This is a genomic window from Gordonia sp. B8661-1, from assembly GCF_059427765.1.
Genome location: NZ_JCAHRL010000004.1, coordinates 219724 through 234599 on the forward strand (window position 1 = coordinate 219724; position 14876 = coordinate 234599).

Here is a 14876-nt window from a genome sequence, read left to right on the forward strand (position 1 = left end):
ACCCGGCCGATCGCGTCGGGCGCGGGAGTGATCGTCGTCGACGACGGCTTTTCCGTACCGCGGCATCCCGCCGGGCACGTCGAGGCACTAGGGTTGGACGACGTGCGTCTAGGAATCCTCGACGTGGGCAGCAACACCGTGCATCTGCTCGTGGTCGATGCGCATCGCGGTGGCCATCCCACACCGATGAGTTCGACCAAATCCGTGCTGCGATTGGCCGAGCAGGTCGACGAGAACGGCTGCCTGACCGATAGGGCTGCGGAGAAACTCATCGACTCGATCGAGGAGTTCACGCATATCGCCCAGACCTCGGGCTGTGAACAGTTGATGGCCTTCGCGACCTCCGCGGTGCGCGACGCGCGCAACAGCGACGAGGTGCTCGCCGAGGTCGCACGCCGTACGGGTATCGGGGTGACCGTGCTGTCGGGTCGCGACGAGGCGCGTCTCACGTCGCTGGCCGTGCGCCGCTGGTACGGGTGGGGTGCGGGCCGCATCCTGGCCCTCGACATCGGCGGCGGCTCGCTGGAGATGTCGAACGGTGTCGACGAGGAGCCGGACGTCGCGTTGTCGCTGCCGCTCGGTGCGGGACGGCTCACCCGCGACTGGCTGCCCGGTGATCCGCCCGATCGCCGTCGCATCGGCGTCCTGCGCGACTGGCTCGACGCCGAACTGCGTCCGGCGGCCAAGGAACTCTCGGCGCCGGGCAAGCCGCATCTCGCGGTCGGCACGTCGAAGACCTTTCGCAGTCTCGCCCGTCTCACCGGGGCGGCGCCGTCGAGTGCCGGTCCGCGTGTCCGGCGGGAGCTGACATCGAGCGGGTTACGCCAGCTCATCGCCTTCATTTCGCGGATGACCCGGGACGACCGGGCCGAACTCGAGGGCGTCAGCGCGGACCGGGCCGGACAGTTGGTGGCCGGTGCGCTCGTCGCGGAGGCGGCCATGCGGGCTCTGTCGGTCGATACACTGGAGATCTGTCCATGGGCTCTCCGTGAAGGGGTCATCCTGCGCAGGCTCGATGAAGAACCGCAGCAGTCCCCCGAAGCGGTGGGAACCGAAGGGCTGGAATGAAACGTTGACTGATCGGTATTTACCATTGCCGATGATGAATCGACGTCATCCGTACTGAGCAACATTCTTGGAGAGCGCACTCAATGGCTAACGAATCGGGACGTCCCCCGGGCACGACGAGCGGGCCGGATGAGCCCGAATCCCGACCCATCTCGGTGTCGGAACTGCTGGCCCGGAGTCGTGCCGCGGCGGCCGCCGAGGGCGGATCGTCGGACGGCGGCGCCGAGAACAGCCGGAGCCGCGAGAATCGCGGCCGGAGGCGGATCGGGCGCGAGGGCGCGGTGTCGGTATCGGAACTGACCGGCGAGATCCCCCGGGTCGACACCGGCCGCTTCCGGGCGCCGGACACGTCGGGTGGTGCTCCGGCGAGCACCCCGTCTCCGTCCACCTCGCGCCCGTCCACTCCGCCCCCGTCCCGGACCGGGTCGTTCCCCGCATCTCCGAGTCCATCGGGCACCACACCGTCCGACGGTGACCGGACCGATTCGGCACCGTCCGCGCCGCCTGCCGAGACGACCGGTCCGGTGTTCCCGAGGTCCGCGAATCCCGTGGCCCGCCGCTACTCCGATGATCGTCCGACCCCGGTGCGCCCTGCCGAGCGTGCGCCCGGACGGCCGCCGGTCGATCCGGGACGGACCGCGAGCGGCATGCCCGGCCACCCGGCCACCCGCGACTTCTCCGGCAGTTCGGTGGCCGCACGCCTCGATGCGGCCCGCCGCGGCCCCGACGACACGCCCGGCCGCGCCGACCCGACGGCCAACGAGGTCACCAACATCATTCCGGTGGTGGAGGACGACGATCTGGTCGTCGTCGAATCCGACGACGTGGTGGTCGCCGATCTCGAGTCGCCCGATACCGATGGCACCGCCCAGCGGGGACGCGGTTCCTTCGACGAGGTCATCGACGACGACTTCGAGTCCTATCGGAACTTCTCCGACGTGGAGGAGGACGAGGAGCCGAAGACCGGACGGCGGCGGCTGTTCGGGCGGCGCAAGCCGAAGGACATCGCCCCCGAATCGTCGGTCGACCGGACCGTCGACCTGCCGGACACCGATTCGGCTGCCGAACCCATCGCGTATGCCGCACTGTCCCAGACACGCGCGCGTGAGGACCGGGTCGAGCCACTGGACTCGGGGCCGCTGAACCTCGGCGACACCGACACGACCGACGTGGTGCGCGACGAGGTCGAGGTCGAGGTCGACGAGGTCGAGGGTGACGAGCGGACCGCCGTCGTGCCCAAGACCGGTGCCCGGGCCGCCACGAGCCGGCCGACGACCGGCGACAAACCGTTCGCCAAGGACAACCCGACTGCCAAGGACAAGGGCGGACGACTCGGATCGCTGTGGGCGAGGCTCAACTCCACCGATCGCGCGCCCAGCAAGGAACGGTCACCGGTCGCCGCGTGGGCCATCATCGCGCTGCAGGTGATCATCGGCCTGGCCGTCGGCGTCGGACTGTTCCTCGGGTTCAAGGAACTCTGGTACTGGAACGCCTACTTCGCGCTGGTCCTCGCCGTGGTCGTGATCTTCGGCGTCGTGACCTTCGCGCATCTGGTCAGTCGCACCAAGGATCTGACCACCACGCTGCTCGCCCTCGCGGTGGGGCTGATCGTCACCATCGGCCCGCTGGTTCTGCTGGTCTAGTGACTCCGACAATCGAGGACGTGGACGACGCCCTCACCGCCGCCGTGCGCGAAATTCCCATCGGCCTGTCCACGGCCTCGGTGTATCCGCAGAACACCGAGGCCGCCTTCCAGTACGCGGCCGAACTCGGCTACGACGGCATCGAACTCATGGTCTGGGGCGAGGCCGTCAGCCAGGACATCCGGCACGTCGAATATCTCTCCGAGCGCTATCAGGTGCCGGTGCTGTCCATCCACGCCCCGTGCCTGCTGATCTCGCAGCGCGTGTGGGGTCGCGACCCGTTGGTGAAGCTCGCCCGATCGGTCCAGGCGGCCGAAGACCTGGGCGCGCCGACCGTCGTGGTCCATCCGCCGTTCCGTTGGCAACGCTCCTACGTCGAGGGTTTCGACGATCTGGTGCATCAGCTCGAGGAGGACAGCGGGATCGCCATCGCCGTGGAGAACATGTTCCCGATGCGTGCCGACCGGATCTTCGGTGCGGGGGAGCGGTCGGCGAAACGGCTCGCCGACCGTGGCGGTGGCCCCGGACTCGCGGCCTCGGCATTCGGCAAGTCGATCGACCCGACCGACGACGGCTACGACCACTACACACTCGATCTCTCGCACACCGCGACCGCAGGCGTGGACGCCCTGGCGATGTTCGACCGGATGGGCGACAACCTCACCCATCTGCATCTCGCCGACGGTGATGGCGCCGCGCACGACGAACACATGCTGCCCGGTGACGGCGGCCAGCCCTGCGCCGAGGTCTGCCGTCGGCTGGCGGCCAGTGACTTCGACGGCGCGGTGGTCCTCGAGGTCACCACGAGTTCGGCCCGGACCAAGCCCGAGCGCAGTGCGCTGCTGGCCCGTTCGCTAGATTTTGCCCGGCAACATCTGACGCGGGAACCCACGAAAGCGAAGTGATGGCGGACAAACTGGCCGAGGTGCTGGCACTGACCGAGACCGGCCGCTCCGGCGACGACCGTATCGTCTACCGCACGGTCATCGATCCGGTGTTCACGATCGGACCGAAGGTGCACGGCGGCAGCCTGCAGATGGTCGTCGCGCATGCGGCGCGGGAGGCGCTCGCGGCGCTGGCCGGCGACACCGAGAAGATCCCGGTCGCCATCTCCAGCGACTACCTGTACGCCCCGGACGCCGCGGCCGTCGACATCGAGGTGACGATCCGCAAGCGCGGCCGCACGGTCACCGTGATGACCGTGGACGCCGTGCAGAACGGGAAGACGATGGTCACGTCGTCGGTGACGATGGCCCGGCCCGACACCGGCGACGCACACCACTCGTCGATGCCGCTGTTCGACGGCATGCCGGTCGAACCGACCCCGGACGGTCTGGCTCTCGAGGACTCCCCGATCGCGGAGGTCAACCATCTGTCCCCGGTGATCGACATGGTCGTCGACCCGGCGAGCTTCCCGGTGCTGCGCGGCGAGACCGGTGACCCGGTGGTGCGCGGCTGGATCCGTCCCAAGGACCACGAACCCGATGCGGACTTCGCGGTCATGGTCGCCGACATCTCCCCGCCGGTCGTGATGAATCTGGGGCTCTTCGGATGGGCGCCCACCGTGCAGCTGACCACCTACGTCCGTCGTCACCCGCAGCCGGGCTGGCTACGGTTCGCGGCGTCCAGCGTCGAGGTCGGCCAGGGTATGTTCGAGGAAGACCACACCGTGGTGGATGCGGCCGGATTCGTTGTCGCACAGTCGCGTCAGCTGGCTCTCATCCCGCAGAAGCCGCCCACGGCGCCCCCGGCCCAAGGAAGGTAGTGACACCCGTGTCCGAACGTATCGCCATCATCGGTGGCGGCAAGATCGGTGAGGCCCTGCTGGCCGGTCTGATCCACGCAGGCACGCCGACGAAGAATCTGGTCGTCGCCGAGAAGATGCCGAAGCGGGCACAGGAGCTGGCCGATGAGTACGGCATCCTGGTGACCGACGTGAAATCGGCGGCCGAGGGTGCGCAATACGTGTTCCTCGCGATCAAGCCGGATGATGTCGACGCGGTGATGCGGGAGATCGCGGCGGCCGACGACACCGCCGAGACCGAGCGGGTCACGGTGTCGCTGGTCGCGGGCATTCCGCTGGCACGGTACGAGAACGCGCTGCAGGCCGGTTCTCCGGTGATCCGGGTGATGCCGAATACGCCGATGCTGGTGAACGAGGCGATGTCGGCGGTGTCGCCGGGACGGTACGTCGACGACGAACAGCTGGCCGCGGTGAAGCGGTTGCTGGAAACGGTGGGCAAGGTCATCGTCGTGCCGGAGAAGCAGATGGATGCGGTCACCGCGGTGTCCGGATCGGGTCCCGCGTACGTCTTCCTGCTGGCCGAATCGATGATCGATGCCGGTGTCGCGCTGGGGCTGACCCGCGCCCAGGCGAGCGAGCTCGCCGTGCAGACGATCCGCGGTGCGGGACTCCTGCTGAGCGAATCCGGGTTGTCGCCGGTGGACCTGCGTGCTGCGGTCACCTCGCCGGGCGGGACCACCGCCGCGGCGATCCGGGAGTTCGAGGCGAACGGTTTCCGCCACGGTGTGTACGAGGCGACCCGCGCCTGCGCGGCCGTCAGCGCGAAGGCCGGAGTTCGACCCGACGTTGAGGGTTTGAGTGCCGGAAATGCCGGACGTGGAGACGTGGACAACGCCTGAATTGTGGTCCACGGCCACGAAAACCCCAGTATGTTGGGGTTCGAGCGGATTTTCTGCGCAACTTTCCACAACTCACGTCGCTTTTTTCACATCAGTCACGCTAAGCTCCGTTAAGCACGTGCGTGTCTGATGTCCGCGGGAGGGGAAGCCCGCGGCCGCGACGCGTGCACCGGAGGTATGAGTGATTCATGGCTGCTGAAAAGCCTGGTGACAGAACTGGTGCGGTGAACAACGTGAGCAACGCGAATGCGGGCTCACAGTTCCTCACGGTTGCCGAAGTCGCATCCCTGATGCGGGTCTCGAAGATGACGGTGTACCGGCTGGTGCACAGCGGCGAACTGCCCGCGGTGCGCGTCGGCCGGTCGTTCCGGGTGCATGCCAAGGCCGTGCACGATTACCTGGAGACCTCGTACTTCGACGTGGGCTGACCGAAGACAACACACCGACTCCCCCGGGGCCGGCATCGAGAACGGTGTCCTGGCTCCGGGGGAGTTGTGCTATTCGTGACCTGATTTTCGTCCGGACGCCACCGCCCGGTAGTGTGGGAGTTCGCGTGCCGATGCCCGCGCCGATCACCGCCGTCTTCGACTGCTGTTTCGCGCGTCGCGCACCGGCCGGCAGCGAACCACCTGTGAAACAAGCGTCAACCGTGAGGAAAGTGCCCCGATGGGTTCAGTGATCAAGAAGCGCCGCAAGCGCATGTCGAAGAAGAAGCACCGCAAGCTCCTGCGCCGTACCCGCGTGCAGCGTCGCAAACTCGGTAAATAGTTCTTCGCGCCGCATCTCCGGTTGCGGCATCGACTCTCTCGGGGGCCACACAGGTCGCGCGACAGTCACACCGAACCCGCACACGAGCGATCGTGGGCGGGTTCTTTGTCGTACCCCGGTCCGTTGATTTCACCAGGGTTCCGATGCGAGTCGCGGGCACCGGTGGGCACCGCTAGCCTGTGTGCATGTTCGAGCCCACGCCGAGCCGGCCCAAGACCGTCCTGGTCACCGGCGCCTCCACCTTTCTCGGTGGCTACCTGGTGACGCGTCTCGCGGCCAACCCGGACATCGAGCGCGTGGTGGCGGTCGATTCCCGGGTGCCCCGCAAGGCGCTGATGCGCCGCATGGGACGAGCCGAGTTCCTGCGTCTGGACATCCGGCGGCCCGCCATCGCCAAGGCCATCGCCGGCTACGAGGTCGACACCGTCGTCCACGCGGCGACATCGATCATGGAGACCGCCCCGCATTCCTCGGCGATCAAGGAGTTCAACGTCGTCGGCGCGATGCAGGTGTGCGCGGCCTGTCAGCGGAGTCCGTCGGTGAAGCGTCTCGTGGTGCGGTCCACCGCGATGGTGTACGGCGCCAGCGGGCGTGATCCCTCACATTTCGACGAGGGCACCCCGGCCGTCCGGGAACCGAAGACCGGTTACGGGCGTGACCTGCTCGACATCGAGGGCTATGTGCGTGGCCTGGCCCGCCGTCGTCAGGACATCGACGTGACGACCGTGCGCCTGCAGGCCATCCTCGGCCCGCGCATCAACACCCGGATGAGTTCGTACCTGACCTTGCCGGTGGTGCCGACGGTCATCGGCTACGAACCGCGCCTGCAGTTCCTCCATGAGGAGGACGCACTGGCGGCGATGGAGCACGTGACACTGCGCGGAAAGCCGGGCACGTTCAACATCGCGGGCGACGGCGTCGTGACGCTGACACAGGCGATCCGTCGCCTCGGGCACCTGCAGTTGCCGGTACCCGGTGGACTGCTGGCGCCCATCACGGGCGTGCTGCAGGATCTCCGGTCGGCGAAGCTGCGGTCGAGCCAAACCGACTTCCTGACCTACGGGCGGGTCCTGGATACCACCCGGATGCGCTCCGAACTGGGCTTCGCGCCGCGATTCTCGACGATGGAAACGCTCGACGATTTCATCGATCGCGGCGGGTCGTCACCGGTCATCGATTCCGATGCGTGGCGGCGACTGGAACGTCGCATGGTGTCCGCGGCTCATCAGCTGCAGTGAAAGATGTTGGTGCGCAAAGAACTTGTTTGCTGACCGAAAGACCGCGGGTGTGTGAATGGTGACTTGTCACACAGTTGTGCGGAATGTGTGTGCTGGCCTTAAACTGGATCCACCGACCCAGTTGCCCCATCATGTGATGGCCGTTCCGTCTCATCTGTGCGAGGCCGCCGGGTCGATCGACAGGTCGGCAAGAATGGTGGGGCGGTGAATCACGTGGCAGGCAGCGGCGCACCCGATGCGCGCACCGCGAAGGTGATCCAGCTCTACGCATCGGCACCGGGTACCGGGGAACCGGCCGGACGCGCGCGTGGCCGCCAACGACACCCCAGTCAGCGCTCCGCTCATCCGAGCGCTGAAAGTGCTGGCGTGCAACGGCATTCGCGCGACGGGCAGCTGGGGCATCCCAACACCGACGGCTTCGGGCAGGAGCCCGCGCAGGTCATGCCGATCAACGACAACGTCCGGCTGGGCGAACGGCTCGGGGTGGAACACGTCGGGCCGTCGCGGACCAGCCCGTTGTTCTCCCTGTCCGGGATCCGGGGTGCCGTCGCGGATTCGCTGACGGCCACGGCCGGCTTCATCCGGGAGCGGATGACCGGCGACTACGAGGTCGACGAATTCGGATTCGATCCGCACTTCACCGAGACGGTGTGGTTGCCCGCCGTCCGCCAGGTCTACGACAAGTGGTTCCGGGTGGAGGTGACAGGTGTCGAGAACCTGCCCGTCGAGGGTGGTGCACTACTGGTCGCCAATCACGCGGGGACGATCCCGATCGACGCCATCATGACCTCGGTCGCGGTCCGCGACCATCATCCGACCAACCGCCATCTGCGAATCCTGGCGGCCGACATGGCTTTTGACACACCGGGTATCTCCGAGGTGGCACGCCGCATCGGCGCCACCCTCGCATGCACCGGTGACGCCGATCGTCTGCTGCGCGCCGGTGAGTTGACCGCAGTCTGGCCGGAGGGCTTCAAGGGCATCGGCAAGCTGTACAAGGACCGCTACAAGCTGCAGCGGTTCGGCCGTGGCGGTTTCGTGACCACCGCACTGCGCAACGCGGTGCCGATCGTCCCGGTGTCCATCGTGGGTTCCGAGGAGATCTATCCGATGCTCGCGGACCTGAAGCCGCTCGCCAAAGTGCTTGGGCTGCCGTACTTTCCGGTGACACCGACGTTCCCGTGGCTGGGTCCGCTCGGCGCCATTCCGCTGCCGTCGAAGTGGCATATCCATTTCGGGCGGCCCATCGAGACCGGGTCCTACGACGAGTCATCCGCCGACGACCCGATGGTGGTCTTCGACCTCACCGACCACGTACGCGAAGAGATCCAGCAGACACTCTTCCGGATGCTGAGCCGGCGGGGCAGCGTGTACTTCGGCTGAGCGCTCACCCCGCTGAGTGGAGTAACGGCGGTCTCGATACGGCTGCTCGCTGCGCTCGCGGCCTACTCGACCAGCGGGTGAGTAGCGGCCGAGCCGCCAGGCGAGGTCGTGTATCGAGATCTCTGGTGAGGCGGCGATAGAGTGGCGTCCAACGATCCTCGACAGAGATGAAGGGATGCTTGATGCGCGCCGTCACCTGTCAAGCCGGAGAACTCGAAGTCGCCGAACGTCCGACCCCGACCCCCGGTCCCGGTGACGTCCTCATCCGGGTGATCCGCGCCGGTATCTGCGGTTCCGACCTGCACGCGCGCTCGCACGCCGACGCGAGTGCGGATGTCGCCGCGGAGGTCGGCTACGACGGTTTCATGCGGGCGGCCGAGTCGGTCGTCATGGGGCATGAGTTCAGCGGCGAGGTGGTGGCCTACGGCCCGCGCTGCCGCGAGCGCTGGCGGCCCGGTACGCCGGTGGTCGCGGTGCCGATGATCAAGCACGGCGAAGACGCACACCTGACCGGGCTGTCCGCGCAGGCCCCGGGCGCCTTCGCCGAGTACATGCTGGTGTCCGAAGACCTGACCATGCCGGTGCCCGACGGCCTCGATCCGGAACTCGCCGCACTGACCGAACCGCTCGCCGTCGCCCATCACGCGGTGCGTCGCGGCGAGATCGGGCGGGGCGACGTCGCGGTGGTCGTCGGCTGCGGCCCCATCGGCCTCGCGGTGATCCTGATGCTGAAGGCCTCCGGGGTGAAGTCGGTGGTGGCGAGCGATCTGTCGGCGGCCCGCCGGGAGCTTGCCAGTGCCTGCGGCGCCGACATCGTCGTCGACCCGAGGGTCGAATCGCCCTGGGATGCAACGGATCGGCTGAAGAACTACGTGCGCGGGGCGGACGCGCTCTTCGACACCGTGTTCTCGTCGATGCATCTGCTCCGCCGGGTGCCCGGACTGCCCTGGGCTCGCCTGATCCGGCTCGCGGAGAAGGTCGGCGCCACCCCGCGCGGACCCGTCGTCTTCGAATGTGTCGGGGTGCCCGGAATGATCGAGGACATCGCCGCGCACGCGCCGTTCCGGTCCCGCGTGGTGGTCGTCGGCGTGTGCATGGAACCCGATACCTTCCGGCCCGCGATGGCGATCAACAAGGAGACCGAACTGCGCTTCGTCTTCGCCTATGACCCCGGCGAGTTCCACGACACCCTGCACATGATCGCCGACGGCACCGTCGATCCCGCCCCGCTCATCACCGCCACCGTCGGCCTCGACGGCGTTGAGGCCGCTTTCGACGCCCTCGGTGCCGCCGACCGGCACGCCAAGGTACTCATCGACCCGTCGTCGACGGTGGCCGATCTTTAGGGGCGAACCTCCAGCGGCCGACCTCCAGGGGCCGGGCTCGCTCAGCCGCGGCGCATTTGTCGGAGGAGATGACCGGCGGCGCCGGCGCTCGCCGCTCCCGCGCCGATGACCAATGCGGTTCCGGCGCCGTACTTCGCCGCCTTACGGGCGGTGCGGAAGTCATAGGATTCCCAGCCGCGCACCTTCGCCACATCCCGCAGATCCGAGTCGGGGTTGATGGCGACCGCGGTCCCGACGAGCGACAGCATCGGGACATCGTTGTGCGAATCGGAGTACGCGGTGCAGCGCTTGAGGTTCAGCCCCTCACGAATGGCCAGGGCGCGCACCGCATGTGCCTTACCCGGGCCGTGCAGGATGTCGCCGACCAGACGTCCGGTGAAGACCCCGTCGACACTTTCGGCGACGGTGCCCAGCGCGCCGGTCAGTCCGAGCCGGGTGGCGATGGTCTGCGCCAATTCGACCGGAGTGGCGGTCACCAGCCACACCTGCTGCCCCGCATCGAGGTGGCGTTGCGCCAATGCCGCGGTGCCCGGCCAGATCTTGTCGGCGATGTAGTCGTCGAAGATCTCCTCGCCGAGTTCGATGAGTTCCGAGGTCGGGCGCCCCGCGATGAAGGAGAGCGCCTTCTCCCGGCCCTCGGCGACGTCGGCCGCGTTCTCCTTGCCGGTGATCCGGAACTTCGCCTGTGTCCACGCGAAGTCCAGGACGTCGCTGTAGGAGAAGTACTTGCGAGCCGCCAGACCGCGGGCGAAATGCACGATCGACGCGCCCTGCACGAGCGTGTTGTCGACGTCGAAGAAGGCCGCGGCCGTCAGGTCGCGCGGCACCTCGGGCACATCCTCGTCCTCGTCGACGAGGGTGCGTGTCCGCAGATTGTCGACGGCCACCCGGGCGCTGGCCTCACCCGCCAGCGCCTGCCGCAGTTCCTGTGCGGTCTGCCGGAAGCGGCCACCGGTCGCCCGTGCCCGCTCCGACACCCAGGTCGCGACGCGGGAGGCATCGTCCTCGAGGTCTTCTTCCTCGTCCGCGGCGTCGGCGTCGTCCGGGTCGCCGCCGGACGGGTCCATGCGGTTGGCGTGGGCTTCCCAGTCCTCGGCGAGATCGGGCTCATCGCCGGCGGCCGCGATGACGACATCGTCGCCGTCGACGTCGGAATCGGCTGTCGCGCCGATGGATTCGGTATCCGAATCCGCTATGGGCTCCTCATCCGGCGAGTCGGGTCCGCCCGGGTGCTCGACCACTGGTCACCTCCGCACTTCACGTTCCCGCGTCACATCCGTATCGGATGTCAACAGTAGCCACGCACCAGGGTAATCGGTTCGGAATGCGAGGGGTGACACACTGATCGGCGAACGCCGATGAGGAGTCCGATATGTCGCTGACACTGCTGACCCGCGCCCGTTGCTCGATGTGCGACACCGCGAAGGCCGATCTGGCCCGGATCTGCGACGACCTCGGCCTCGGCTTCGAGGAGGTCGACGTGGACCGGGTGGCGGAGTCAGGCGAACCCGCCCTCCGCGCCGAATACGGCGATCGGCTGCCGGTGCTGCTCGTCGACGGCACCGAGCACAGTTACTGGGAGATCGACGAGCCGCGGCTGCGCGACGATCTCGCCTCACGCGCCCCATGATCACCGCTCCGGTGGCGGATCGGGTTTTTGTGCGGTATACGCTGAAACCCATCTCAGACCGCCGGAGCACAGGGAGGGGTGGGTCGTCGTGGTCGATCGAACCGGCCCTGCCCCCGCGGCGACGCTGACGCCCCTGATCGCCGGATCGGCGGACATCCCCGGGCCCGCGGTCACCCGTCTCGCCACCTATCTGCACATCCTGCGGTCGTTCAGCGAACGCGGTGTGCTCGTCGCCTCCAGCGTGCAGCTGGCGACCGCGGCCGGCGTGAATTCGGCCATCCTCCGCAAGGACCTCACCCACGTCGGGGCCAACGGGGTGCGCGGCGTCGGCTACGACGTGGCCCGCCTGACCGCCCGCATCGCCCTGGCCCTGCGCACCGACACCACGCACGATGTCGCCATCGCGGGCGTGTGCGGTCTCGCCCACGCGCTTCTCGGAAGCGCGGGCATCGGCCGGGGATTCCGGGTGGTCGCCATGTTCGACTCCGATCCGGACCTCATCGGCACCCGGGTGGAGGACGAGGGGCCGATGGTCGCCGACCTCTCCCGCATCACCGAGGTCTGCACAGGTCCGGCGGTTGCGCCGGTGGCGATCGGGGTCGTCGCCACGGCTGAGGCGGACGCTCAGCGCGCGGCGGACGCGTTCGTCGCCGCCGGGGTGCGGCAGCTCCTGAACATCACGCCCGCGACGCTCTCGGCGGAGTCCGATGTCGTCGTCCGGCACGTTGATCTAGCCTTGGAGTTGCAAGTGTTGGCCTTCAACGCCATGAGGAGACGGTGACGGCGTGAGTGTTCTGTTGTTCGGGGTCTCCCATCGCAGCGCCCCGGTCGAGGTGCTCGAGCGCCTGGCCGTGTCGGAGCACGACCGTCCGAAACTCGTCGACGAACTGCTGTCGTCACGCTCGATCTCCGAGGCGATGCTCGTCTCCACCTGCAACCGCATCGAGATCTACGCGGTCGTCGACGCCTTCCACCCGGCACTCGAATCGGTCGGCAAGGTCCTCGGTGAGCACTCGGGACTGTCCATCAACGACATGACCCAGCACGCCTACGTGCGGTACTCGGAGGCCGCGGTCGAGCACCTGTTCACGGTGTCCGCCGGCCTAGATTCACTGGTCGTGGGCGAACAGCAGATCCTCGGCCAGATCCGCAACGCCTATCTCAACGCCGATGCCAACCAGTCGGCCGGGCGGGTGCTGCACGAGCTCGCGCAGCAGGCCCTGCGGGTCGGCAAACGCGTCCACTCCGAGACCGGCATCGACCGGGCGGGTGCGTCCGTCGTCTCGGTGGCCCTGCATCGAGCGCAGGCCGTCCTCGGCGGGCAGGCCGCACCGATGCGATCGGCCGTGGTCGTCGGTGCCGGTGCGATGGGCGGACTGGCCACCGCCAACCTGGCGCGCGAGGGCGTGCAGGAGCTGGTCGTCGTCAACCGGACGGTCGCCAACGCCCAGCACCTCGCCGCCAACGTCGCCGCCAATCACGGCATCCGTGTCCGGGGCGTCGGCTTCGACGATCTGCCCGCCGCCATGGCCGAGGCCGACGTGGTGGTCGCGTGCACCGGTTCGATCGCCTCGGTGGTCGGCGTCGGTGCCGTGCACTCGGCGCTGGCAGCCCGTGCCGCCGGACGTCCGCTGGTGCTGTGCGATCTCGGACTGCCCCGCAACGTCGATCCGGCCGCGGCGCGTCTGCCCGGCGTGCACATCGTCGACATCGAGGGCCTGCGCGGCGATTCGGAGACCCAGGCCGCGGAGAACGACGCGGTCGCCGCGCGCTCGATCGTCGCGGGGGAGCTCGCCGACTACCTGACCCACCAGCGGCAGGCGGAGGTCACGCCGACCGTCGCCGCGCTGCGCCAGCGTGCCGCCGACGTCGTCGAGGCGGAGATCCTGCGCCTCGAGACACGACTGCCCGACCTCGACGATCCGCAGCGCGACGAGGTCGCCAAGACGGTGCGCCGCGTCGTCGACAAACTGCTGCATGCGCCGACGGTCCGGGTGAAGCAACTCGCGTCGACGCCCAACGGAGATCACTACGCGGAGGCATTGCGCGAATTGTTCGAACTGAAGCCCGGTGCCGCGGAATCGGTGTCCGCGCCCGAGACCACCGGAATCGCAGGAGACGGATCGTCCGAGCGGGCTGATCGGTGACGGCCCCCGCGGAGCGGGGCGTGATCCGGGTCGGAACCCGCGGATCGCTGCTCGCGACGACCCAGGCCCAGGGCATCGCCGATGCTCTCACCGCCGCCGGTCATCCGGCCGAACTGGTGATCATCAAGACCGCGGGCGATGTCTCGGCCGCCCCGGTCGCCGAAATCGGCGTCGGCGTCTTCACCACCGCGATCCGGATCGCGCTGCGCGAGGACGAGGTGGACGTCGCGGTGCACTCGTTCAAGGATCTGCCCACCGCACCCGAGCCGGACCTGACGATCGCCGCGATCCCGCCCCGCGTGGATCCGCGGGATGCGCTGGTCAGCCGGGACGGACTGGTCCTCGGTGAACTGCCGCCGGGGTCGACGGTCGGCACCTCCGCCCCGCGACGGGCGGCACAGCTTAAAGCATTGGGTCTCGGTTTGGAAATCCGCCCCCTACGAGGCAACCTAGATTCTCGGTTGGGCAAAGTCGCCAGCGGTGAACTCGACGCAGTCGTGGTCGCCCGGGCCGGACTGGTACGGATCGGCAGGACCGAAGCCGTCACCGAGGCACTCGACCCGGTGGTGCTGTTACCGGCGCCGGCACAGGGGGCCTTGGCCGTGGAGTGCCGCTCCGACGATGCCGAACTGGTGAGAATACTCGCCGAGTTGGACGACGAATCGACCCGTGCGTCGATCACCGCCGAACGTGAAGTGCTCGCGACCCTGGAGGCCGGGTGCACCGCACCGATCGGGGCGATCGCCGAGGTGGTCGAGTCGATCGACGAGGACGGGCGCATCTTCGCCGAACTGTCGCTGCGCGCGGCGGTGGCGGCCGAGGACGGATCCGACGTGATCCGCGCTTCGGTGGTGGGCCCGGTCGATCGTGCCGCACAACTCGGCAGTGAACTCGCCGCCGAACTGCTGGATCTGGGAGCGGGAGCGCTCGTCGGTCGCGGTTCGTAAGCCTAGCGGCGCGTGATGCGCCCTCGGTGAGCGGGCCGGTGTATCGCGGGCCTGCCACCTTCG

Annotated in this window: 15 protein-coding genes; 14 read left to right on the forward strand and 1 reads right to left on the reverse strand. The window is 68.3% G+C overall.

The features are described 5' to 3' along the window. Positions 1–102: 102 nt before the first annotated feature. From AC4JJG_RS11145 to AC4JJG_RS11190, 10 genes are all read left to right on the forward strand, one after another. Positions 103–1068: a Ppx/GppA family phosphatase gene (locus AC4JJG_RS11145; RefSeq protein ID WP_495401245.1), complete on the forward strand. Its 966-nt coding sequence runs from the start codon at positions 103–105 to the stop codon at positions 1066–1068. A gap of 83 nt (positions 1069–1151) precedes the next feature. Then, positions 1152–2711, forward strand: coding sequence for an Rv0497 family membrane protein (locus AC4JJG_RS11150; RefSeq protein ID WP_495401246.1), 1560 nt, complete (start codon positions 1152–1154; stop codon positions 2709–2711). 20 nt (positions 2712–2731) lie between these two features. After that, entirely contained in the window at positions 2732–3616 is an 885-nt protein-coding gene (locus AC4JJG_RS11155) for a sugar phosphate isomerase/epimerase family protein (RefSeq protein ID WP_495401247.1), read from the forward strand. Continuing rightward, on the forward strand, positions 3616–4476 hold the full coding sequence (locus AC4JJG_RS11160) for a thioesterase family protein (RefSeq protein WP_495401248.1): 861 nt from the start codon (positions 3616–3618) through the stop codon (positions 4474–4476). The genes AC4JJG_RS11155 and AC4JJG_RS11160 overlap by 1 nt, the downstream gene beginning before the upstream one ends. A gap of 8 nt (positions 4477–4484) precedes the next feature. Continuing rightward, positions 4485–5354, forward strand: coding sequence for a pyrroline-5-carboxylate reductase (proC, locus tag AC4JJG_RS11165; RefSeq protein ID WP_495401249.1), 870 nt, complete (start codon positions 4485–4487; stop codon positions 5352–5354). A 188-nt stretch (positions 5355–5542) separates the two neighbouring features. Continuing rightward, on the forward strand, positions 5543–5782 hold the full coding sequence (locus AC4JJG_RS11170; protein ID WP_495401250.1) for a helix-turn-helix domain-containing protein: 240 nt from the start codon (positions 5543–5545) through the stop codon (positions 5780–5782). Positions 5783–6020: 238 nt separating this feature from the next. Then, the gene (locus AC4JJG_RS11175) at positions 6021–6122 is read left to right on the forward strand and encodes a 30S ribosomal protein bS22 (RefSeq protein WP_003402602.1); all 102 of its coding nucleotides are present in this window, start codon (positions 6021–6023) and stop codon (positions 6120–6122) included. 185 nt (positions 6123–6307) lie between these two features. Beyond that, complete coding sequence (locus tag AC4JJG_RS11180; protein ID WP_495401251.1) at positions 6308–7360, forward strand: NAD-dependent epimerase/dehydratase family protein; 1053 nt, start codon at positions 6308–6310, stop codon at positions 7358–7360. A gap of 213 nt (positions 7361–7573) precedes the next feature. Next, on the forward strand, positions 7574–8743 hold the full coding sequence (locus AC4JJG_RS11185) for a lysophospholipid acyltransferase family protein (protein ID WP_495401386.1): 1170 nt from the start codon (positions 7574–7576) through the stop codon (positions 8741–8743). A gap of 182 nt (positions 8744–8925) precedes the next feature. Then, entirely contained in the window at positions 8926–10089 is a 1164-nt protein-coding gene (locus AC4JJG_RS11190; protein ID WP_495401252.1) for a zinc-binding dehydrogenase, read from the forward strand. A 41-nt stretch (positions 10090–10130) separates the two neighbouring features. On the opposite strand, the gene AC4JJG_RS11195 is transcribed toward AC4JJG_RS11190, so the two are convergent. Further along, positions 10131–11156, reverse strand: coding sequence for an HAD family hydrolase (locus tag AC4JJG_RS11195; RefSeq protein WP_495401387.1), 1026 nt, complete (start codon positions 11154–11156; stop codon positions 10131–10133). 305 nt (positions 11157–11461) lie between these two features. Between AC4JJG_RS11195 and AC4JJG_RS11200 the strand changes: the two genes are divergently transcribed. The 4 genes from AC4JJG_RS11200 (at position 11462) to hemC (ending at position 14813) form a co-directional block, all read left to right on the forward strand. Further along, positions 11462–11719: a glutaredoxin family protein gene (locus AC4JJG_RS11200; protein ID WP_495401253.1), complete on the forward strand. Its 258-nt coding sequence runs from the start codon at positions 11462–11464 to the stop codon at positions 11717–11719. A gap of 88 nt (positions 11720–11807) precedes the next feature. Beyond that, positions 11808–12500, forward strand: a complete 693-nt coding sequence (locus AC4JJG_RS11205; protein ID WP_495401254.1) for a redox-sensing transcriptional repressor Rex — start codon at positions 11808–11810, stop codon at positions 12498–12500. A gap of 4 nt (positions 12501–12504) precedes the next feature. After that, positions 12505–13866, forward strand: coding sequence for a glutamyl-tRNA reductase (locus AC4JJG_RS11210; RefSeq protein ID WP_495401255.1), 1362 nt, complete (start codon positions 12505–12507; stop codon positions 13864–13866). 20 nt (positions 13867–13886) lie between these two features. Beyond that, a complete protein-coding gene (gene hemC / locus AC4JJG_RS11215; protein ID WP_495401256.1) occupies positions 13887–14813 on the forward strand; it encodes a hydroxymethylbilane synthase in 927 nt (308 codons plus the stop codon). Positions 14814–14876: the final 63 nt, after the last annotated feature.